The sequence below is a fragment of the Mesonia aquimarina genome, assembly GCF_003667275.1.
Taxonomy (GTDB): domain Bacteria; phylum Bacteroidota; class Bacteroidia; order Flavobacteriales; family Flavobacteriaceae; genus Mesonia; species Mesonia aquimarina.
Genome location: NZ_RCNV01000001.1, coordinates 195,843 through 218,817 on the forward strand (window position 1 = coordinate 195,843; position 22,975 = coordinate 218,817).

18 protein-coding genes are annotated in these 22,975 nt (G+C 32.0%); 8 read left to right on the forward strand and 10 right to left on the reverse strand.

Annotated elements, in window-relative coordinates:
* Nucleotides 1-73 precede the first annotated feature (73 nt).
* Nucleotides 74-553, forward strand: coding sequence for an Lrp/AsnC family transcriptional regulator (locus D9R05_RS01005; RefSeq protein ID WP_121665358.1), 480 nt, complete (start codon nucleotides 74-76; stop codon nucleotides 551-553).
* A 76-nt stretch (nucleotides 554-629) separates the two neighbouring features.
* Here D9R05_RS01005 and D9R05_RS01010 read toward each other — a convergent pair whose 3' ends face one another.
* The 6 genes from D9R05_RS01010 to gcvT all read right to left on the reverse strand — a co-directional run bounded on the left by D9R05_RS01010 (nucleotide 630) and on the right by gcvT (nucleotide 7,097).
* Nucleotides 630-1,340, reverse strand: a complete 711-nt coding sequence (locus tag D9R05_RS01010) for a YebC/PmpR family DNA-binding transcriptional regulator (RefSeq protein ID WP_121665359.1) — start codon at nucleotides 1,338-1,340, stop codon at nucleotides 630-632.
* A 41-nt stretch (nucleotides 1,341-1,381) separates the two neighbouring features.
* Entirely contained in the window at nucleotides 1,382-2,416 is a 1,035-nt protein-coding gene (locus tag D9R05_RS01015; protein ID WP_121665360.1) for an LIC11966 family surface protein, read from the reverse strand.
* Nucleotide 2,417: 1 nt separating this feature from the next.
* Nucleotides 2,418-4,484, reverse strand: coding sequence for a S41 family peptidase (locus tag D9R05_RS01020; protein ID WP_121665361.1), 2,067 nt, complete (start codon nucleotides 4,482-4,484; stop codon nucleotides 2,418-2,420).
* A gap of 212 nt (nucleotides 4,485-4,696) precedes the next feature.
* Nucleotides 4,697-4,984, reverse strand: a complete 288-nt coding sequence (locus D9R05_RS01025) for a 4a-hydroxytetrahydrobiopterin dehydratase (protein WP_121665362.1) — start codon at nucleotides 4,982-4,984, stop codon at nucleotides 4,697-4,699.
* 48 nt (nucleotides 4,985-5,032) lie between these two features.
* Nucleotides 5,033-5,836 carry a sugar nucleotide-binding protein gene (locus tag D9R05_RS01030; RefSeq protein ID WP_240462883.1) on the reverse strand — a complete coding sequence of 268 codons (804 nt, stop codon included), beginning with the start codon at nucleotides 5,834-5,836 and terminating at the stop codon, nucleotides 5,033-5,035.
* Nucleotides 5,837-6,014: 178 nt separating this feature from the next.
* Nucleotides 6,015-7,097: a glycine cleavage system aminomethyltransferase GcvT gene (gcvT, locus tag D9R05_RS01035; protein ID WP_121665364.1), complete on the reverse strand. Its 1,083-nt coding sequence runs from the start codon at nucleotides 7,095-7,097 to the stop codon at nucleotides 6,015-6,017.
* A gap of 133 nt (nucleotides 7,098-7,230) precedes the next feature.
* On the opposite strand from gcvT, the gene D9R05_RS01040 reads away from it, so the two are divergent.
* Together D9R05_RS01040 and hutH are read left to right on the forward strand one after the other, a co-directional pair.
* Nucleotides 7,231-8,748: an NAD(P)H-hydrate dehydratase gene (locus tag D9R05_RS01040; protein ID WP_121665365.1), complete on the forward strand. Its 1,518-nt coding sequence runs from the start codon at nucleotides 7,231-7,233 to the stop codon at nucleotides 8,746-8,748.
* Nucleotides 8,749-8,817: 69 nt separating this feature from the next.
* Nucleotides 8,818-10,332, forward strand: a complete 1,515-nt coding sequence (gene hutH, locus D9R05_RS01045; protein WP_121665366.1) for a histidine ammonia-lyase — start codon at nucleotides 8,818-8,820, stop codon at nucleotides 10,330-10,332.
* 101 nt (nucleotides 10,333-10,433) lie between these two features.
* Here hutH and D9R05_RS01050 read toward each other — a convergent pair whose 3' ends face one another.
* Nucleotides 10,434-10,766: a hypothetical protein gene (locus tag D9R05_RS01050; RefSeq protein ID WP_121665367.1), complete on the reverse strand. Its 333-nt coding sequence runs from the start codon at nucleotides 10,764-10,766 to the stop codon at nucleotides 10,434-10,436.
* Between the two features lie 82 nt (nucleotides 10,767-10,848).
* A complete protein-coding gene (locus D9R05_RS01055) occupies nucleotides 10,849-13,410 on the reverse strand; it encodes an ATP-dependent Clp protease ATP-binding subunit (protein WP_121665368.1) in 2,562 nt (853 codons plus the stop codon).
* 244 nt (nucleotides 13,411-13,654) lie between these two features.
* Here D9R05_RS01055 and gyrA point away from each other — a divergent pair, with 244 nt between their 5' ends.
* Nucleotides 13,655-16,165 (forward strand): DNA gyrase subunit A, encoded by a 2,511-nt coding sequence (gyrA, locus tag D9R05_RS01060; protein WP_121665369.1) that lies wholly within the window; start codon nucleotides 13,655-13,657, stop codon nucleotides 16,163-16,165.
* 20 nt (nucleotides 16,166-16,185) lie between these two features.
* Nucleotides 16,186-17,433 carry a tetratricopeptide repeat protein gene (locus D9R05_RS01065; protein ID WP_121665370.1) on the forward strand — a complete coding sequence of 416 codons (1,248 nt, stop codon included), beginning with the start codon at nucleotides 16,186-16,188 and terminating at the stop codon, nucleotides 17,431-17,433.
* Between the two features lie 72 nt (nucleotides 17,434-17,505).
* Here the strand turns inward: D9R05_RS01065 and D9R05_RS01070 are convergent, their stop codons facing one another.
* Both D9R05_RS01070 and D9R05_RS01075 read right to left on the reverse strand, forming a co-directional pair.
* Complete coding sequence (locus D9R05_RS01070; RefSeq protein ID WP_121665371.1) at nucleotides 17,506-18,258, reverse strand: C40 family peptidase; 753 nt, start codon at nucleotides 18,256-18,258, stop codon at nucleotides 17,506-17,508.
* 26 nt (nucleotides 18,259-18,284) lie between these two features.
* Nucleotides 18,285-19,463 (reverse strand): acetyl-CoA C-acyltransferase, encoded by a 1,179-nt coding sequence (locus tag D9R05_RS01075; RefSeq protein WP_121665372.1) that lies wholly within the window; start codon nucleotides 19,461-19,463, stop codon nucleotides 18,285-18,287.
* A gap of 109 nt (nucleotides 19,464-19,572) precedes the next feature.
* On the opposite strand from D9R05_RS01075, the gene D9R05_RS01080 reads away from it, so the two are divergent.
* From D9R05_RS01080 to D9R05_RS01090, 3 genes are read left to right on the forward strand one after another with little or no spacing between them, the layout of a single operon-like run.
* Nucleotides 19,573-21,630 (forward strand): HD family phosphohydrolase, encoded by a 2,058-nt coding sequence (locus tag D9R05_RS01080; RefSeq protein ID WP_121665373.1) that lies wholly within the window; start codon nucleotides 19,573-19,575, stop codon nucleotides 21,628-21,630.
* An 8-nt stretch (nucleotides 21,631-21,638) separates the two neighbouring features.
* Complete coding sequence (locus D9R05_RS01085; protein WP_121665374.1) at nucleotides 21,639-22,514, forward strand: DUF72 domain-containing protein; 876 nt, start codon at nucleotides 21,639-21,641, stop codon at nucleotides 22,512-22,514.
* Complete coding sequence (locus D9R05_RS01090) at nucleotides 22,511-22,939, forward strand: NUDIX domain-containing protein (RefSeq protein WP_121665375.1); 429 nt, start codon at nucleotides 22,511-22,513, stop codon at nucleotides 22,937-22,939. Before D9R05_RS01085 ends, D9R05_RS01090 begins: the two co-directional genes overlap by 4 nt.
* Nucleotides 22,940-22,975 lie beyond the last annotated feature (36 nt).

A 22,975-nucleotide genomic window follows, 5' to 3' on the forward strand; every position in this document is an offset into this window, starting at 1 on the left:
GATCATTATTGAGTAAAATTGTATTATTTTTGCTTTTTTCTTAAAATAAAGGACGAATAATAATTTTTATCAAATGGCAAGATTTAGATTAGACGAGACAGATCATCAAATTTTAGATATTTTAATAGACAATACCAGAACTGCTTTTACAGATATTGCTAAAAAGCTCAATATTTCTGCAGGTACGGTTCACGTTCGAGTTAAAAAAATGGAGGAAGCAGGTATTATTATTGGTTCTTCTTTAACCTTAGATTATAAAAAACTAGGTTATGCATTTATCGCTTATGTTGGAGTTTTCTTAAAAAAGACTTCACAAACTAAGTTTGTTTTAGAGCGTATTAACCAAATTCCTTTTGTAACTGTTGCTCACGTAACTACAGGGAAATTTAATATTTTCTGTAAAGTTAGAGCTAAAGATACTGAGCACGCTAAACAAATTATTTTTCTTTTAGATGATATTGAAGGCGTTTATAGAACCGAAACTATGATTTCTCTAGAAGAAAGTTTAAACGATAAAAAACGTTTAATGCATTCTATTTTTAAGGAATTATAATTATAAAAATATAGGAACAAAAAAAGGAGTTGATTTTTTTCAACTCCTTTTTTTATTTCGCTATATGAGGGAAAAATTAATCTTCCATCGTGTGATAGACGTTTTGAACATCGTCATCCTCTTCAATTTTTTCAAGTAATTTTTCTACGTCTGCTTGTTCTTCTTCGTTTAATTTTTTTGTTATTGTTGGTATTCTATCAAAACCAGAAGAAAGAATTTCAATTTCTCGATCTTCTAATTCTTTTTGAATAGCACCAAAACTTTCAAATGGAGCGTAGAGCAAAATTCCATCTTCATCCTCAAAGATTTCTTCTACACCAAAATCTATGAATTCAAGTTCTAGTTCTTCAATATCAACTCCTTCTGCATTAATTCTAAAATTACACGTATGATCAAACATAAATTCTACCGAACCGGAGGTTCCTAAGCTTCCGTTGCATTTATTAAAATAAGAACGAATATTAGCAACTGTTCTGGTGTTGTTATCGGTAGCAGTTTCAATTAAAACGGCAATTCCATGTGGCGCATAGCCTTCAAATAAAACTACTTTATATTCTCCAAGACTTTTATCGGACGCTCTTTTTATAGCACGTTCTACATTGTCCTTTGGCATATTTACGCTTTTGGCATTTTGGATTACCGCACGTAATTTTGAATTGGTATCTGGATCTGGACCACCTTCTTTGACGGCCATTACAATATCTTTGCCGATTCTTGTAAATGCTTTGGACATTGCAGACCAACGTTTCATTTTTCTTGCTTTACGAAATTCAAAAGCTCTTCCCATGAGATGTTTATAAAAATTTGATTACAAAAATAAGAAAACTGTTAGTCGTTTGGAATATGTCGAGCTAAAAATTCTTCATTAGCTTGATTTACATGATTAATAACAACTTGGCGATCTTCATATAAATCATTATTTAGTTTATTATAGTTGTTTACCGCAGCATTTACTTCTTTTACTTTTTTGTTGTAGGCATCTACTTGTTCTTTTGTTCGTTTGCGTTGTGGCGTATCATCTATAGCTTTTTTTATTTTAGCAAAATCTTCATTAAGAATTAAAAAACTAGTGATTTCTGGTATTTTATTTTCAACTTCATCAATATAAAATTCAAATGCTTTTCTGGTGCTTTTTATTAAGGAACGGTCTTTTTTATAAGCTTCTATTTTTTCAAGTTCAAGTAGACCATTTTCTGCACTTTGCTTTAGGGCATTTGCACTTTGCTGGATTGCTGAAACATTATTTTGCTCAATGGCATCCATTAAATATGATTCATTAAAATTCACTTTAAAAAAGATAAGGTAGACTTCATTATAATAATCAAAAACTTCACCGGATATTTTCATTTTCCGGCCTAAATCTGTTTCATTATCTACAATATTTATATTGTGTTTTTTAGCGTAAGCTTTAAAGTTTTGTTCATATAATTGCTGGGCTTCTGTCATTTTTTGACTTGTCATTTCTTGGGTATTGATGTAGGCTTCCATCATATCATAAGACTTTTCAGCCACTGCCTTCATGTCAATAATTTTTTCATAATCTTGCCGCAATAAATTTTTATACAGAATTAAATTATGAAGTACTTCTTTTTTGTATTCTTCACCTTCAAAAGTACCGGCATCTTCAATTTTTTCAATTGATTTTTCTACACTTTTTATTAAGTTTTTCCTTTTCCGTTCTACATTTCTATCACTCTTATCATGGGCCATAGCTTTATTGTATTTCCACATGTTTTGGGTGATTTCTTGTTGCTCACCACTTACAAAATCAAGATAAGCAGAAGCAGAACTAAATTCTTGGCTAAAAATAGATTGGCAAAAAAGAAAGCCACAAATAAATGCAGTAAGGGTAATTTTTTTCATGTTAATACGATTTTTTCAGGTTAATATAGTCGGTTAAAATGCTATAAGCTTCTTCAATATAAAGGTCTTTATTTATTTCTTCTAGACTTTGTTCGTTAATTTCTTTAGCATCAGGATTGTAGGCTAATACTTCTTTTGTTGAAGTTGTATTTTTAACTTTTACAGAATTCTTATAGTTCTTTATGAAATCTCCATAAGGCTTCCACATTGTCTTATAAGATTCAAAACCGTTGAAACTGCTTGTTGGCGTTAAGGTTTCTTCTGTTGATTCAAAATAACTTTTAACCAATTTTTTATTGGTTGCTTTTATAATTGTAAATCCGTAGTTATTTGTTAATCGTTGTTTACTTTTTGTATTTAATGCAGCAAGCGGAAGTTTTTTTAATGGGCGTGGGGCTAAACTGACCTCAACTTCGTCTGCTATTAATGCATAATCTTGATATTTTTCTGCCGTTTTTAAATTATCATATAATGAAGGCAAAATAATATCTGGCGTTACACCCATTCCTTGATGACTTTTACCGGTTGGACGATAAAATTTTTCTACGGTTAATTTTACGAAACCTAACTTCTGATTTACTTCATTTAAAGGTAAAATTACTTGAGCACTAGCTTTTCCATGTGTTGTTGTTCCTACTAAAATGGCTCTATTGTAATCTTGCATAGCGCCTGCAAAAAACTCTGATGCTGAAGCAGAAAAATGATTGATTAAAATTAAAATTGGTTTATTGAAAAGGCTTCCGCGATTAGCATCTTTTATAGTAAAAGTTTCGCCGGTGTTATATTTTAAAATAGAAAGCGGACCTTTATTAATAAACATTCCCGAAAGATCTGAGGCTTCTTTCATAGCGCCGCCGCCATTAAAGCGTAAATCTATAATTAAACCTTCTATATTTTCTTGTTGCAATTTGTAAAGTTGCTTAGCAACATCATTGGCAACTCCCAAACCGTTTGGGGATTCTAAGTCAGTATAAAAGCTAGGTAATTTTACATAGCCGATTTTTTGATCTTTTTCTAGTAAAAAACCGGTAATAGAATTTTCTTGTACCTTTTGTAGAGTTCGAGTTAATTTTACTTTTTGAATTCTGCCACTTTTCTTTTTTAAGGTAAAAGTAATTGTTTTATGATTTTTTCCACGGGTAAAATTTTGAATATCGTCGTTAGAAACGCAGAATGTTTTTAGGACATCTCCGTTAGATTCTAGTTTTTTAATGATATCATCAACTTCAAAATCGGCATGTTTAAAGGCGGGACTTCCAGGCGTAATGTAACGAACAACTATTTCGCCCTCATCATTTTTATCAGTAGAAAAACCAAAAGATTCTTGGTTGCTTGCAATTGCACTTTCAAAACCTACGCGTTCTGCATCATTAAAAAAAGTTGAATTAGGGTCTTGGTATTTTACAAATGCATTTAAAAAAGCGTGTGTAGTAAATTTACTAATTCCGCCTTCTTTTGCAAGAAATTCGTTAAGCTGGCATAATTCTTTTTCAATAATTTTTGGCTTTAGCTTTTTTTCTAAATTGGTGAAATTTTCTTGTACAGAACTTAAAATAGAATCTTGTTCAACAATTTCGGTTAAAATTTCTAAGCGAATTTTTTTATTCCAATAATCAGCTAAATCCTCGTCGTTTTTCAGGCTAAAAGGAGTGCGTTCTGCTAACAGAAGAAACTTTTGATTTTTATTGTATTGAAGATCTTCTGTTTTAAAATCTTTTAGAATTCCTTCAACTTGTTCAATTCTTTTTTTTAGTGTTGCACTATATTTTTCAATAAAACTACAATCCCCGCTAAGAATATAATCGTTTAATTTGGTTTGATCTTCTTGAAATTTCAAAAAGTCTTCTTGCGTAAAAAATGAACCATCAGGATCTAAGTTTTTACAAAAAAGCTTAAAGACCGCTTTAGACAGCTCTTTATTTACAGGTTTAGGCTCGTAATGAGAAGTGTTTATTAATGCTCTAGTGGCTTCAATTCGTTGGCAAAAAACCTTATTTTCTTGTGCAAATAGCTGAAAATTTGAATAGAAAAATAAGAGTAAGAAAAATAAGAAGTAATTTTTTTTCATCTAGATAAGGTTTGTGAATTTTACGGTGAAGCTTAAATTCTTAAATAGATGTTAAATATAAAAAAAGCGTTTAATTTTTAATAAAAACCAATCACTTTTTTAACGGATTAAAATATGTTTTAATTAGAACAAAAAACTGTTATTAAATTAATATTTTGAAAAAAAGTGGTTCCTTTTTTTGAAAGAACCACTTTTCTAATAATCTAAACTATTTATTCTGTATCAATAATTTTTTCAATAGCGGTTGCCATTTTAAAATCTTTTTCAGTTACGCCGCCGGCATCGTGAGTAGATAAAGAAATACTTAAAGTATTGTAAACATTCGTCCATTCTGGATGATGTTGTTGCGCTTCAGCTTCAAACGCAATTCGAGTCATTATACTAAAGGTTTCTTTAAAGTTTTCAAACTCTAATTTAGTATGAATTGCGTTTTCTTCAAACTGCCAACCCTCTAAATTTTTTAATTTTTCGTTGATCTGTGTTTCGGTTAATTTACTCATCTCTTTTTTATGAAAGGTACGTAATTTTAAATAAAATCCCAGCTTGTTTTAATTCAAAATAGTTTGATTGATGACATCTTGAATACTAAACCGTAAATTTTTCGGTAATAAATTATCTTTGGGAAGAACAGCTAAAAACCGATCGTTATTAGAGTTGAAAACATTTTTAAATAACGGATTGTCTATTTCTAGTATTTCGCAAATTTCAAAAATAAGATCGCTATGATGTATTAAATCTTTACTACCTAAATGAAAAACGCCTTCTAAACTTCTGTTGATAATGAAGTGTATTTGCTGCGTTACATAATTTATGCTGGTTGCGTTTATTACAACATTAGGGAAAACTTCAATCGGTTCATTAACTTCGTGAAGTTTTTTTATTTCTTCTACACGAGGGGAGTTTGCACCAAAAATCATTGGTAAACGGACAATTGAATAATTATGGTTGGGTAAACGTAAAAGTGCGTTTTCAATTTTTATTTTAAATCGTCCATAAACACTTATGGATAAGGTTTTATCGTATTCATAAGAAGGAAAATTAGTAAAAGCATCAAAAACGTTGCTGGACGAAAGGAAAATTAGCTTTGCATTTTTTTTGATCGCATATTCCATACATTCAAAATGAGCGATTAATTGCGCCTCAAAATTTCCTCTAACGGCTGAAATAATAATGTCTGGACGAAAACTTTGTAATAAAATAGAAATACTTTCTGTGTCAGAATCCCAACAATGAAAATGTTGATTTTTTTCAAAAAAAGAACGTTCAGTTCTATAAGTAGCATGAACGTTAAAATAGGGTAGAAGCTCTTTATAAAGTGCTTGACCTATAAAACCGCTTCCGCCTAAAATCAATATTTTTTTTGTCTTCTGAATAAAACTTTGCTTTTTAAGTAAACTTACTCGGATAAGCCTTAAGGAATTAAACCTTTTGGCGTTGTCAATAAAACGCTATAAAAATAAAAACCAGTGCGTCAAAAAAAGTTAAATTTCTTATCGGCACTAGTTTCTTAGTCGAAAAATAATCAATTCCTTAAGCCTTGTAAAATGGTAGTTTTACAATAGTGGCAGGAACGGTTTTCTTTCTAATTTGTACGTAAATCGTATTATCTTTTTTACTGAATTCAGTTTTTACGTAACCTAAACCAATTGCTTTTCCGGTAGAAGGAGACATAGTTCCTGAAGTTACATAACCAATTTCGTTTTGGTTTTCGTCTACAATTTTATAATCCTTTCTCGGAATTCCTTTTTCAGTCAATTCAAACGCTACCAATTTACGTTTTGGTCCTTCTTCTTTTTCTTTTTTCAAGTTTTCTGCATTTACAAAATCTTTCGTAAATTTTGTAATCCAGCCTAAACCAGCTTCAATAGGAGAGGTGGTTTCATCTATATCATTTCCATAAAGACAAAAGCCCATTTCTAAACGCAAAGTGTCTCTAGCTGCCAAACCAATTGGCTTTATACCATATTCTTTTCCGGCTTCTAAAACATTATTCCATACCTTTTCAGCATCTTCACTTTTGCAATAAATTTCAAATCCGCCGCTTCCTGTATATCCTGTAGCAGAAATAATTACTTTTTCAGAACCGGCAAAAGTTCCTATTTTAAAGTTAAACATTTTCATTGCCGATAAATCTTCTTCGGTTAAACTTTGCATTGCTTCAACCGCTTTTGGTCCTTGAATGGCAAGGAGAGCATAATTTTCAGATAAATCTTTCACATCAGCTTCCATCGTGTTTTGTTCTGCAATCCAGTTCCAATCTTTGTCGATGTTAGAAGCATTTACCACCAATAAAAATTTTTCTTCATTTAAGCAGTAGATAATCAAATCGTCTACAATTCCGCCTTTATCATTGGGCATGCAAGTATATTGCGCTTTACCATCTACTAATTTTGAGGCGTCATTAGTAGTGATTTTTTGGATAAGTGCTAAAGCATTAGGACCTGAAACCAAAAACTCTCCCATATGCGAAACATCAAAAACACCTAAATTTTTTCTAACATTTTCGTGTTCTGCATTAACGCCTTCGTAAGAAACCGGCATATTATAGCCGGCAAACGGGACCATTTTTGCTCCTAATTCTTCGTGAATATGTGTAAGCGCTGTATTTTTCATAGTTTGATTTTTAGAATGCCGCAAAATTATTCAAAATTTAAAGAGTAATAAAGGATTATTGAGATTTTAGCTGAATTGATTTGTAGATTCTTTTGATTTATAATAGTTCAGTATCTTTAAGGAAAAACTATTTATGAAAATATTTGATAAAGAACAGATTTATAAAGCTGATAAAGAAACTATACAAAATCAAGAAATAAACAGCGACCAATTAATGGAACGGGCTGCAGAACAGCTCTTTAATTGGATAAATACTAATTTAAAAAACAGAAAGGCAAAACTTCATATTTTTTGTGGAATAGGAAATAATGGGGGAGACGGACTTGCCTTAGCAAGAATGCTTCATGAAACCGATTATAATGTTGCAGTCTATATAGTTGATTTTAACAAAAATAGATCTAAAGATTTTTTAACCAATTTAGACCGTATAAAACAACAAAAATTATGGCCCGATGTAATAGATGAAGATGATAATTTTCCTGAAATTAAAGCTGATGAAATAATTATTGATGCTATTTTTGGGATTGGTTTAAATCGTCCTGCAGAAAATTGGCTAAAAGATTTAATTGTTCATATAAACCGATCTAAAGCTTATATTATTTCGGTTGATATTCCTTCGGGCTTATATTTAGACGATGTCCCTAAAGATAAAAACGCTATTATAAAAGCCAATTACACGCTTACTTTTCAAGTGCATAAGCTTATTTTCTTTTTACCCGAAACTGCTCCATTTATTGGTAATTTTCAAGTATTAAATATAGGTTTAGATGATGGTGTTTTAGCAGAGACAAAAACCGATAAAATTTTAATCAGTTTAGAAGAAGCAAGAAGTTTATACAGGCCACGCTCAAAATTTTCTCATAAAGGAATATATGGCCATTGCTTAATAATTGGCGGTAGTTATGGAAAAATTGGTAGTATTATATTAGCTACAAAAGCTGCTTTAAAAATAGGTGCCGGAAAACTTACCGGAATTATACCGCGTTGTGGTTATTCTATCTTTCAAACTGCCGTTCCTGAAGCAATGGTAATTACTGATGAAAATGAAAACTATTTACAAAACCCTGAAATTTTAATCTCTGCAGAAAGTATTTGTATTGGCCCTGGTTTAGGGACCGAAAAAGAAACGGCCAATTTTTTAGAAGCTATTTTAAAAAGACAAGAAAAGGCCTTATTAATTGATGCAGACGGATTAAATATTTTATCTAAGAATAAAAAATTATTAGAATTACTACCTGAAAAAAGTATCTTAACACCACATCCTAAGGAGTTAGAACGTTTAATAGGAAAATGGAAAAACGATTTTGAAAAACTTAAATTGGCAAAAGAATTTTCTAAAAAATATAAAATAATACTGGTAATAAAAGGCGCATATAGTATTACAATTGCTGAAGAAATGATATATGTGAATACTTCCGGAAACTCCGGTATGGCTACTGCCGGTAGTGGAGATGTACTTTCAGGAGTTATCAGCGGATTGTTAGCTCAACAATATGATCCTGCGGTAGCTGCAGTTTTTGGAGTTTATCTTCACGGAAAAGCTGGAGATTTAGCTTTAGCAAATGAGAGTGAAGAATCTTTGTTGGCCGGTGATATAATATTGAATTTAGGAAAAACGTTTAAACACTTGTTAAAATCTAACGAAAACTAAGCTGCAATTCATTTGGAAATTTTAACGGATATGTAGACTTTTGAAACCTGAAAAAAACACTTAGAAATCATGCAAGAATTCCATTATATAAGTCGAGATATTTTAGATATTTCTATTATTCAAGAAATTTTAGAAAGCAATAAAAAACTAGCTTTAAGCGATGAGGCTAAAGTTAATATAGATAAAGCTAGAAATTATCTCGATGAAAAAATGGAAGCTTCAGAAGAGCCTTTTTACGGTATAAATACCGGTTTTGGTTCCTTATGTAATGTAAAAATTTCTAAGGAAAATTTAGTTCAGCTTCAAGAAAATTTAGTGATTTCTCATGCTTGCGGAACAGGCGATAAGGTGGATCAGAAAATTATTCGACTAATGTTATTGCTTAAAATTCAGTCTTTAAGTTACGGGCATTCAGGAATTACACAAGAAGTTGTTCAGCGTTTAATAGACTTTTACAATGAAGGAATTTATCCTGTTGTTTACGAACAAGGATCGCTTGGTGCTTCTGGAGATTTATCACCGTTAGCGCATCTTTCATTGCCGCTTTTAGGTAGAGGAGAAGTTTATTATAAAGATGAAGTTTTAAGTGGAGAAGAAATTTTAAAGAAATTTAATTGGAAACCCTTAAATCTTCGTTCTAAAGAAGGCTTAGCCTTGCTAAATGGTACGCAATTTATGAGCGCTCATGCGGTCTATTCTTTAATAGAAGCTTTTAAATTATCATATTTAGCAGATGCAATTAGCTGTGTTTCTATAGAGGGATTTGATTGTAATTTATCTCCATTTGATCCCTTAGTGCACGAAGTTAGACCACATCGCGGACAAATAAAAACTGCAGAACGAATTCTAGATTTACTTGATGGAAGTGAAATAGCAGAAAAAGTGAAAGAAAGCGTACAAGACCCGTATTCTTTCCGTTGTATTCCACAGGTTCACGGTGCAACTAAAGATACTTTAAGATTTGTGCATCAAACTGTAAAAACTGAAATTAACAGTGTAACCGATAATCCGAATATTTTTGCTGAAGATGATAAAATAATTTCAGGTGGAAATTTTCATGGTCAACCCTTAGCCTTGGCAATGGATTATTTAGCGATGGCTTTAGCCGAATTAGCTAATATTTCCGAACGTCGTATTTATCAACTTGTTTCAGGCTTACGTGGATTACCAATGTTTTTAGTTGATGACCCAGGGCTGAATAATGGATTTATGATTCCGCAATATACTGCAGCAAGTATTGTAAGCCAAAACAAACAATTGTGTACGCCGGCAAGTATAGATTCTATTGTTTCTTCAAACGGGCAAGAAGATCACGTTAGTATGGGAGCAAATTCTGCTACCAAATTAATTAAGGTAGTTAAGAATTTACAAACCGTTTTAGCTATTGAATTATTTAATGCTTCGCAAGCTTTATACTATCGTGAGCCGCTAAAATCGTCACCATTTGTAATGCAATTGGTCAATAGTTTTAGAACAGAAGTTCCATTGGTAAAACAAGATAAAGTAATGGCAGAAGAAATTGCAAAAGCTTCTTTATTTTTAGACCAATTCACGGTAGATAAAGAATTGGTTTTTTGTAATTAAATCAAAAGAAAGAAATAGCTACTATGAATAGCTAATGAAAATCTATGTTATAGTAGCTATTTTTTATAGCATATCATAATTTTACTAATCTAGAAAATTATTCAGGAAATATACCGACAAGGAATAGGACATATTTTTTTAATGTAAGAACTTTCTAATTTATCTACCTCTCTCATAGATTTAATAATTAACCATTTAAAATGCTGAAGTATAACGATTTTACGTTCAACAAAAATTATCGGATCAAAAGAAAACGTATGTACTCTATGGCTCATATATCCAATTTTCCGATCGCCATATAGTTCTATTTTTTTCTGAAGTATTTCATCAAATGCATAGACATCAAAATTGACAAATTCTGAAGCTTCTAAACATAAGTGATTCTCATAATATGAGACATTACCAAAATAAAAGTTTATTGTAGTTTTAAACATAAAATTAACTTCGATATCATAATTTAATAAAAAAAACCGCTAATTGTTTTTAATTAGCGGTTTTTTATGATTTAATAAACAATTACGATTCTGTTTCCTCTTTATGATGCTGAATATCAATTTTTAACTGTTTTTCTTTTTCATCAAAATCCATTAAAACTTTATCGCCTTCATTTAATTTGGCTGTTATAATTTTTTCAGCAAGGGCATCTTCAATATATTTTTGAATTGCTCTTTTTAATGGTCTCGCCCCATATTGCTGATCAAATCCTTTATCTGATATAAAATCTTTTGCTTTATCAGTTAGTTCTAATTCATAACCTAAATCTTCAATTCGAGCAAAAAGTTTTGCTAATTCAATATCAATAATTTTATGAATATCTTTTCGTTCTAATTTATTAAAAATCACTACATCATCAATTCTATTTAAGAATTCTGGGGCAAATGTCTTCTTCAATGCATTTTCAATTACACCTTTATTGTGCGCATCAAGCTGGTCTTCACGGGCTTTAGTTCCAAAACCGACACCTTGACCAAAATCTTTTAATTTTCGTGCACCAATATTAGACGTCATTATAATAATAGTGTTTCTGAAGTCAATTTTTCTACCTAAACTATCAGTTAAATAACCATCATCTAAAACTTGTAAAAGCATATTAAACACATCTGGATGCGCTTTTTCCACTTCGTCAAGAAGAATTACAGCATAAGGTTTACGACGGACTTTTTCAGTTAATTGCCCACCTTCTTCGTAACCAACGTAGCCTGGAGGTGCTCCAATTAATCGAGATACTGCAAATTTTTCCATATATTCACTCATATCAATTCTTATGAGTGTATCTTCATTATCAAACATTTCTCTAGCTAGAACTTTAGCTAACTGCGTTTTACCAACTCCTGTTTGTCCTAAGAAAATAAAAGAACCAATTGGTTTATTAGGATCTTTCAAGCCTGCACGATTTCGTTGAATTGCTTTTACAACTTTTCCTACAGCGTCATCTTGACCGATAACTTTTCCTTTAATTTTTGTAGGAAGTTCAGCCAACTTGTTGCTTTCCGTTTGTGCAATTCTATTCACAGGAATTCCTGTCATCATAGAAACTACGTCAGCAACGTTATCTTCATTTACTGTTTCTTTATGTTGTTTAGAGTCTTCTTCCCAGCGTTCTTGAGCTAATTCAAGTTCTTTCTCAATGTTTTTTTCATCATCACGAAGTTTTGCTGCTTCCTCGTATTTCTGCTTTTTTACAACAGAATTTTTCGTTTTTCTAACTTCTTCTAACTTACGTTCTAAATCAATAATCTTTTTAGGAACTTCAATATTTGTAATATGAACGCGAGAACCAGCTTCATCTAAAGCATCTATTGCTTTGTCCGGTAAAAAACGCTCTGTCATATAACGATTTGTTAATTTCACACAAGCTTTTATCGCTTCAGGAGTATAATTTACATTGTGATGATTTTCATATTTTTCTTTAATATTATTAAGGATTTCTACGGTTTCATCTACAGTAGTTGGCTCTATGATAACTTTTTGAAATCTTCTTTCTAAAGCACCATCTTTTTCTATATGCTGTCTATATTCGTCTAAGGTAGTTGCTCCAATGCATTGCAGTTCTCCTCTTGCTAAAGCAGGTTTAAACATATTACTGGCATCTAAACTTCCTGTGGCACCACCGGCACCGACTATAGTATGAATTTCATCAATGAAAAGAATGATATTATCATTTTTTTCTAGCTCATTCATAACAGCCTTCATGCGTTCTTCAAACTGACCACGATATTTTGTACCGGCTACTAAACTAGCAAGGTCTAGAGTCACCACACGCTTATCAAAAAGAATTCGGGAAACTTTTCGTTGTACAATTCTTAAAGCTAAACCTTCTGCAATGGCACTTTTACCAACACCTGGTTCTCCGATAAGTAATGGATTATTCTTTTTTCTTCGGCTAAGTATTTGTGAAACGCGTTCAATTTCTTTTTCACGCCCCACAACTGGGTCAAGTTTGCCATCGTCAGCCAAAGAAGTTAAATCTCTACCAAAATTATCTAAAACAGGCGTCTTAGATTTTTTACTGGTTTTTCCGGTATTGCTTCCGCCGCTTCCTCCAAATGGATTTTTCTTTGTAGCATCGCCTGTGTTAGCATCATCATCAGAAAATGATTCTGATGTAGGCGTGTTTAAATAATCGTTATCTTGCGTTATCATCGATTTAAATTCGTCTTTCACGTTATCGTAATCGACTTTTAATTTGTTTAACAATTTAGTGGTCGGATCATTTTCATTTCTTAAAATACAAAGTAATAAATGAGCCGTATTAATGTGAGAACTTTGAAATAATTTTGCTTCTAAAAAAGTTGTTTTTAGTGCACGTTCTGCTTGACGAGTAAGGTGTAAATTCTTTTTATCATTTGATAAGTTAATAGGATTGGGGTTCGCCGGACTTAAAATTTCTACTTTTCTTCGTAGATGATCTAAATCTACGTTTAGCGTATCCAAAATATCTATCGCTTTACCATTACCATCTCTAATTAGACCAAGCACTAAATGTTCTGTGCCAATAAAATCATGGCCTAAACGTAAGGCTTCTTCTTTACTGAAGGTAATTACATCTTTTACTCTTGGTGAAAAATTATCGTCCATCTTAATCTCCTCAATTTATTAAATTCGTAAAGTAAAGTTTCAAAAACTATACCTTTCTTAGTATACTTAGCTAATTGACAAAAATATTAGCTAAATTCAAAATAGAAAGTTATGAACTTATCAACGAATCACTAATAAAAATTTGTTAATAAAATATATTCAAAACTAAAGCTACGGCTTATAAATAAAGAAGAAATTCCGTAAATTGCCACGTTAGAAAATAAAATTAACTAAATCAAATTTTATGTCGGAAGGAGAAAAGTTAATTCCCATAAATATAGAAGACGAAATGAAGTCGGCTTACATCGATTATTCGATGTCAGTCATTGTGTCACGAGCGCTGCCAGATGTTCGTGATGGGTTAAAACCCGTTCATCGTAGAGTATTGTTCGGGATGTACGAATTAGGAGTTCTTTCTAATCGCTCTTATAAAAAATCAGCAAGAATCGTAGGTGAGGTTTTAGGTAAATACCATCCTCACGGAGATACCTCTGTTTATGATACTATGGTTCGTATGGCGCAAGAATGGAGTTTGCGTTACATGTTGGTAGATGGTCAAGGAAACTTTGGTTCTGTAGATGGAGATAGTCCAGCAGCAATGCGTTATACGGAAGCTAGAATGCGCAAGATAAGTGAAGATATGCTTGCCGATATAGATAAAGATACCGTAGATCATCAATTAAATTTTGATGACACCTTAAAAGAACCTACGGTTTTACCCACACGTGTACCTAATTTATTAGTCAATGGCGCAAGTGGTATTGCTGTTGGTATGGCTACAAATATGCCACCACATAACTTAACTGAAGTTATTAACGGTACTGTAGCTTATATAGACGATAATGATATTGAAGTAGAAGGCTTGATGGAGCATATAAAAGCTCCTGATTTTCCTACCGGAGGGACCATTTATGGTTATGACGGTGTAAGAGAAGCCTTTAAGACAGGTAGAGGTCGTGTTGTCATGCGAGCTAAAGCTAGCATGGAAGAAGTTAGAGGAAAGGAATGTATTGTGGTGACTGAAATTCCTTATCAAGTCAATAAAGCCGATATGATTAAGAAAACGGCAGACATGATTAATGATAAGAAAATAGAAGGAATTTCTAATATTCGTGATGAATCTGACCGAAACGGGATGCGTATTGTGTATATCTTAAAAAGAGATGCAATACCGAATATTGTTTTAAACACCCTTTATAAGCACACCGCTTTACAATCTTCTTTTAGTGTAAATAATATTGCCTTAGTAAAAGGACGCCCAGAAATGTTGAATCTAAGAGATATGATTCAATATTTTGTAGAGCATCGTCATGAGGTTGTAGTTCGAAGAACAGAATTTGAACTTAAAAAAGCTGAAGATCGAGCGCACATTTTAGAAGGATTAATAATTGCTTCAGATAACATAGATGAAGTTATTGCTTTAATAAGATCATCTAACAATGCAGAAGAAGCTCGAGGAAAATTAATTGAACGTTTTGAATTAACAGAAGTTCAAGCCAAAGCCATTGTTGAAATGCGCTTGCGTCAATTAACAGGACTAGAACAAGATAAACTTCGTGCAGAGTACGAAGAATTGATGAAAACAATTGAAGATTTAAAAGACATCTTGGCTAGCAAAGAGCGTAGAATGCAAATCATTAAAGATGAATTGTTAGAGATTAAAGAGAAATACGGTGATGAACGTAGATCTGAAATCAATTTTGCAGGAGGTGATTTAAGTGTTGAAGATATGATTCCTGACGAGCAAGTAGTTATTTCTATTTCGCACGCAGGTTACATTAAAAGAACATCACTTTCTGAATATAAAAAACAAAATAGAGGAGGAGTAGGTTCTAAAGCTTCAACCACACGTAATGAAGATTTCCTAGAATATTTATTTGTAGGGACAAACCACCAATACATGATTTTCTTTACCCAGTACGGAAAATGTTATTGGATGCGTGTGTACGAAATTCCTGAAGGAAGCAAATCTTCTAAAGGAAGAGCTATTCAGAATTTAATTAACATAGATCCTGAAGATAAAGTAAAAGCATTTATTTGTACACAAGACTTAAAAGATGAAGATTACATCAATAATCATTTTGTAATAATGGCTACTAAAAAAGGTCAGGTCAAAAAAACATCTTTAGAGCAGTATTCTAGACCTAGAACTAATGGAATTAATGCTATTACTATTAAAGAGGGAGATGAATTACTTTCAGCTAAACTAACAACAGGAGACAGTCAAGTTATGCTTGCACTTAAAAGTGGAAAATGTATTCACTTTGAGGAAAGTAAAACACGCCCAATGGGTAGAAATGCTTCAGGAGTAAGAGGAATTAGATTAGCACATGATAATGATGAAGTAATCGGAATGGTTTCTGTAAATGATCCGGAAACCCATATTTTAGTAGTTTCTGAAAATGGTTATGGAAAACGCTCTAGTGTTGAAGATTATAGAATTACCAATAGAGGTGGTAAAGGTGTTAAAACAATATCTGTTACCGAAAAAACCGGAGAATTGGTATCTATAAATAATGTTACTGATAACGATGATTTAATGATCATTAACAAATCAGGAATAGCCATTCGTATTGCAATAGAAGACCTCCGAGTTATGGGACGTGCTACACAAGGTGTGCGTTTAATTAATTTAAAAGGAAATGATGCTATTGCTGCTGTAGCCAAAATTGCTAATGAAGATGATGATGAATCTGAAGAATTAGCAGAAGGTGAAAATGGCACAACTATTGAACCATCAAACGAAGAAGAATAGACTATAAAAACTAAACAAAAATGAAAAAGACAATTATTGCCATATCATTATCCTTGGTTAGTGTAATGGCTTTTGCTCAGAAAAAAGAAATTAGAAAAGCAGAAGATGCTGTCGAAGACGGGAATTTTCAAGAAGCAAAAACATTGTTATCCTCAATTGAGGGACAAATAGCTTCTGAGAAAGAGAGTAGACAAGCTGAATATTATTTAGTTAAAGGTAACGCCTATTTTGGACCATTAGAAGGGAATACTTCTTTTGATGATTTAACTAAAGCAGCTCAATCTTATAAAAAAGCTATTGATTTAGGTGAAGAAAAGGAAGGAGAAAAAGGCTTAGTTGAAGTTAGAAACAAATTGATTAATACTGCAATTAAGGATCAAGAAAGTGCTAATTTCACTTTAGCAACCAAAAAGCTTCATGAAGCATATCAATTAAACAAAAAAGATACTTTATACCTTTATTATGCTGCATCTAGTGCTGTTAATGATAAAGATTATGATACGGCATTGACATATTATAACCAATTAAGAAAAATGGGGTATGTTGGTCAAGGTTATGAATATACGGCTGTTAATAAAGAGTCGGGTGAAGTTGAAACGTTTAAAAACGAAAATGACAGAGATCTTTATGTTCAATCCGGTGATTATATTAAACCAGAAAAGCGTAAAACAGATTCTAAACGTGGCGAGATTATTAAGAATATTGCATTAATTTACGTTCAAAAAGATCAGGAAGATAAAGCTTTAGATGCCATTAAAGAAGCTCGTCAAAATTCACCTGATGATACTTCATTGATGTTGGTAGAAGCAGATTTATACGGGAAGATGGGTGATGATGAAAAGTATTCTGCATTGATGGAAAAAGTTGTTGCAAAAGATCCTACAAATGCTAACTTGTATTATAACTTAGGAGTTACAACTGCTAAAATGGGTAAAAAGGATGAAGCTATAAAGTATTATAAAAAAGCAATTAAGTATGATCCTTCAATGATCAATGCTTATATCAATTTATCAACCTTGATTTTAAGTGAAGAAAGAGAAATTGTCGATGAAATGAATGGTTTAGGAATGTCTAAAGCTGACACTAAGCGTTATGATGAGCTTACAGAAAAGAAAAATAATCTTTACAAAGAGGCTTTACCATACTTAGAAAAAGCTGTAGAGTTAGAGCCTACTGATGTGGAACTTAACCGTACTTTGATGAATATTTATTATCAATTGGGCGAGAATGAAAAAGCTAAAGCTATAAAAGCTAAAATTTCAAACTAATTTTAGTTCTATTCTTTACATAAAAAAGCCTGGTAATTTTTTTACCAGGCTTTTTTTTATGAAATTTTAATGTTAAATTATTTTTTTGATCACTCGAAGATTGTGAGAATATTGTCTAGTATCTACATTAAAAATTCCGCTATGGTCAATTCTATCAATGCGAACTTTTCCATGTGCATGAATTATATAGTTGTCTGGCATAATAATACCAACGTGAATAATATTTCCTTCGGTATTATCAAAAAAAGCTAAATCACCTATTTCGCTTTCTTCAATAAAACTTAATGCTTCACCTTGCGTTGCTTGCTGAGAAGCATCGCGTAAAAGCGAATAACCATTCATTTTATAAACCATTTGGGTAAAACCACTGCAATCAATTCCGAAAGGAGTTTTTCCTCCCCATAAATATGGAGCATTTAAATATAAATAGGCAGTTTCTAAAATATGCTCTTTCTCATTTTTTCCGGAAACGTGTTGTCCATCAAAAGAATGATCTAAAATAGGAAGTGCGTTTAAGTTTGCTCCTATTGAAATAGGTGTGAGGTCATTTGTTTTGTTATCAACAACAAATTCAATTAAGTCTGAAGTTAATATTTCAGGTTTAGCTTGATAATCAGTATAGATATGCTCATCAATCTTTATGAACTGTTTATTATCTACCCAGCCTTCATATTGATCAAATGCAATACGAATTTTGCTCCATTTTTTTCGTTCTTCTAAAATTTTAAAATGATCGCCATATAATAATTGCGTTACCATTTCGCTTGCATCGGCCGGTTCTAACCTAACCGGTACAATATTAAGAGTGCAAAGTCCGTATTGCATTTATTTATTAACTAAAAATTGCTTACTTAGTTTCTTTCAATTACCATTGCCGAAGCTCCTCCGCCACCATTACAAATAGCTGCAGCTCCAATTTTTCCGTTATTTTGCTCAAGAACGCTCATTAATGTAATAAGAATTCTTACACCGCTACAACCTAATGGGTGACCTAAAGATACGGCTCCTCCATTTACATTTACATTAGAATCATTTAATCCTAAAATTTTCATATTTGCCAGACCAACAACAGAAAACGCTTCATTAAATTCAAAATAATCTACATCATCCAATTTAATTCCTGCTTTGTCAATAGCTTTTGGTAAAGCTTTTGCAGGCGCTGTAGTAAACCATTTTGGCTCTTGAGCGGCATCTGCATAACTTTTAATAGTAGCTAATGGCGTTAAACCTAATTCTTCGGCTTTTTCTTTACTCATTAAAATTACTGCTCCAGCTCCATCATTAATAGTAGAAGCATTTGCGGCAGTTACCGTACCATCTTTACTAAAGGCAGGACGAAGAGAAGTAACTTTTTCCATACGGATATTTTTAAACTCTTCATCTTCAGCAAAAATTTTAGGGTCTCCTTTTCGTTGAGGAACTTCTACAGGTACAACTTCATCTTTAAATTTACCAGCTTCCCAAGCTTCTTTAGATCTTTTATAAGATTCTAAAGCAAAATTATCTTGATCTTCTCTAGAAAAATCATGTTCTTTTGCACATAAGTCAGCACAAACTCCCATGGCATTTTGATCATATGCATCAACCAATCCATCTTTTTGCATACCATCTTCCATTTTCATGGGACCAAATTTTTGGCCTTTTCTCATATGTACGTAATGAGGAATCAAACTCATATTTTCCATTCCACCTGCAACAATAATATCAGCATCACCTAACGCAATAGATTGGGCACCTTGAATTACGGCTTTCATACCGCTAGCACAAACCTTATTAATTGTAGTAGCCGGCACAGATTCTGGAATTCCAGCACCTAAAGCCGCTTGTCTTGCGGGAGCTTGACCAACACCAGCTTGTACAACATTCCCCATAAGAACTTCTTGTACTAATTCTGGCTTTAAATTTATTTTATCTAGTGCGCCTTTTATGGCTGTTGAACCTAATTTGGTAGCAGCAACAGTAGAAAGACTTCCTAAAAAACTACCAATTGGTGTTCTGGCAGCACTTACAATTACAACTTCTTTATTCATTTTGTTTATTTTTTGTACGTTTTTGCGAATTTAGTGATTTTATAAAGAACTTCCGAACGGAGAGAAGGATACCTGTATTTTTAGTACATTTGGATGTCAACTATACTGTATGAAAAAGTTTATTAATAGTATATATAAGAATCAAGCTTTAATTTATAAGATATTCTTATACCTCTTAACGGTTTTTTTAATAGTTTATTTATTTCCGAAAGGAAGTAAATTTAAATATGATATATCCAAAGGAAAACCTTGGCAGTATGAAAATTTATATGCCCCGTTTGACTTTGCCATATTAAAGTCTGACGAAGAAATTGAAGATGAAAAGCAGGAAATTAGAAAAAACCATTCGCCTTATTTTAATGTTGATGCCAAAATTGCAGATGAAGCAAAAAAGAAGTTAGATCTTTTAATTGAAGAAACCTTTACCGATAGCACCCTAAACGCTTCCGGTGTAAAATTGGTTCGTTTTGCTAAGCAAACTTTAAATAAGATTTATGATAAAGGTGTTTTACAAGAAATAGAAAATTATAATGATAATAAAATTGTTTATTTAAAAAGGGGAAATGAAGCGGAAGAAAAGATCTATAAATCAATCTTGAAGCAAGAAGAATTAAGTGATTATTTAGATGAAAAAATTGAAGAAGCAAGCTTAATAAATTATAGATCTCAGTTTAAGGAGTTGTTTTTTAACTTAGTAAAACCAAATGTTAAAATAAATGAATCCTTAACACAACAAGATTTAGAAGGAAAATTAAGCTCTATTTCTTATACTAGAGGAATTGTAAACCAAGGAGCGCGTATAATTTCTAAGGGAGAAATTGTCGAGGGAAATAAGTATAGTATTTTACGTTCTTTAAAAGCAGAATATGAATCTAAAGTTTGGTCTGCTTCTAGTTATTATATTGTTGTAGCCGGTTACGTTTTATTAGTTTCCTTGGCGTTATTAATGTTATTTTTATTTATTAGAAAATATCGACTGAATATTTTTGAAAACAATACCAAAGTAACGTTTATATTCTTCAATATTTTATTGACCGTTTTTTTGACGACAATTGTGATGAAACTAAATGTAAACTACGTTTATGTAGTTCCCATTTGTGTACTTCCATTAACGTTAAAAGCCTTTTTTGACGCGCGTTTAGGACTTTTTACACACGTAGTTACCGTTTTAATTTTAGGGTTTATAGTTCCTAATAGTTACGAGTATATGTTCTTACAAATAATTGCAGGTATTGTAACTATTTTAACCATTTCTGAACTATATAAGAGAGCAAACCTATTTATATCTGTAGGGCAAATTACGGCGGTTTATATTTTTACTTATTTTTCATTTACAATTATTCAAGAAGGTGATATTTCAAAAATAAACTACGAAACCTTTATTATGTTTGTACTGGGAGGTTTTGCTACTTTATTTGTCCAGCCATTAATTTATGCTTACGAAAAGCTTTTCGGCTTAGTTTCTGATATGTCGCTTTTAGAACTTTCAGACACTAATTCTAAATTATTAAAAGAGTTATCTAATAAAGCTCCCGGAACATTTCATCACAGTTTAAACGTAGCCAATTTAGCTGAAGCCGCCGCAAACGAGATTGGCGCAAACTCTATGTTAGTTCGTGTTGGCGCATTATATCACGATATTGGTAAAATGTCTAATCCAACATATTTTACTGAAAATCAGACTACTTCTGTAAACCCGCATGATGAATTAGAGCCAAAAGAAAGTGCTGAAATTATTATTAATCATGTTATTCACGGAATTGAAATTGCCAAGAAAAATAATTTACCCGATAGAATTATAGATTTTATTAGAACTCATCACGGAACAAGCGTTGTCTTTTATTTCTATAAAAAAGCAAAAGAAAATGCCAAAGAAACCGGAGTAGAAGTAAAAGATGAAGACTATAAATATCCAGGACCAGAACCATTTAGTAAGGAAACCGCAATTTTAATGATGAGTGATAGCGTAGAAGCGGCTAGTAAAAGTTTAAAAGAACCAAATTCTGTGATGATAGATAAGTTTGTTGAAAAAATAATCAATAAGCAAATGGAAGAAGATCAATTTTTAAATGCCGATATTACCTTTAAAGAAATCCAAGTGATAAAAAAAGTATTAAAGCGCAAGCTAAAAAACATTTATCATTTACGAATTGAATACCCAGAATAAAACAGCTTATGAAATTTGGAAAAGTAAACCATCCCGAAAATGTAGATTTTACCTTACCGGAAGATCATATACAAACAAAACAAATTTTAGGTAAAAATGAACCTGAAAAATTTAATCATATTGCTGTAGGTTGCGCAAAATGGAATCGTAAAGATTTAAAAAACTTTTATCCTAGAGGAACTAAAGATGAGTTAGCTTATTATGCAAGTCAGTTTAATAGCATCGAATTAAATGCTACTTTCTATAGAATGTATCCTTCAGAACAGTTTATGAAATGGCACGATAAAGTAGGTGAAGAGTTTAAATTTTTTCCCAAAGTTCCTCGCTTAATAAGTCACACAAAACGACTTGCCAATGCAGATGATTTAGTAACAGATTTTACAGCTAATTTGCTTCCACTAAGGCAAAAATTAGGAATGGTTTTTTTACAAATGCCAGAAAATTTTCTACCAAAAAATATAGATCGTTTAGCTCCTTTTTTTGAAAAATGGCCAAACGAAATTCCGTTAGCTTTTGAGGTTAGACACCAATCTTGGCATCAAGACGAAGAAGTTTCCAGGGAATTGAATAAAATTCTACAAGAGTATAATATTAGCAACATAATTACAGATAGTGCCGGAAGAAGAGACTTATTACATATGCGTTTAACTAACGATACAGCGTTTATTCGCTATAATGGAGCCAATCACAAAACCGATTATACACGTTTGGATGATTGGATAGATCGTATTGAGATTTGGCATAAACAAGGGCTTAAAAACCTATATTTTTTTATTCACCAAAATTTAGAAGAAGCTTCACCATTACTTTCTGCATATTTTATCAGAAAAATGAATGATAAATTTAATTTGGAAATTAAAACACCTAATGGCTTAGCTCTATGAAACAAAACATTGCCTTAACAGTAGATGCGGTTGTAATTTCATCGGCAGAAAATTATGCCGTTTTGCTGATAAAAAGAAAAAATAATCCCTATAAAGATCATTGGGCCTTGCCAGGAGGCTTTGTAGAGTCTGATGAGAAATTACATGATGCTTGCAAAAGGGAATTGGAAGAGGAAACAAGTTTACGCGTTAAAACTTTAGAATTTGTTTCGTTTTATGATGAAATTGATCGAGATCCTAGAGGTCGAACTATTACCGCAGCTTATAGCACTATTATACCAATTCAACCTAAAGTTAAAGCTGCAGATGATGCTAATGAAGCCAAATGGTTTAAAGTAAATGAATTAGATGAAGTTAACTTAGCTTTTGATCATTTTAAAATTATTCAAGATTCTTTAAAGAAATTAAAAATTTCATCATCATAAAAAACTATAGTTATACAATTTTGTATAGATAAAACT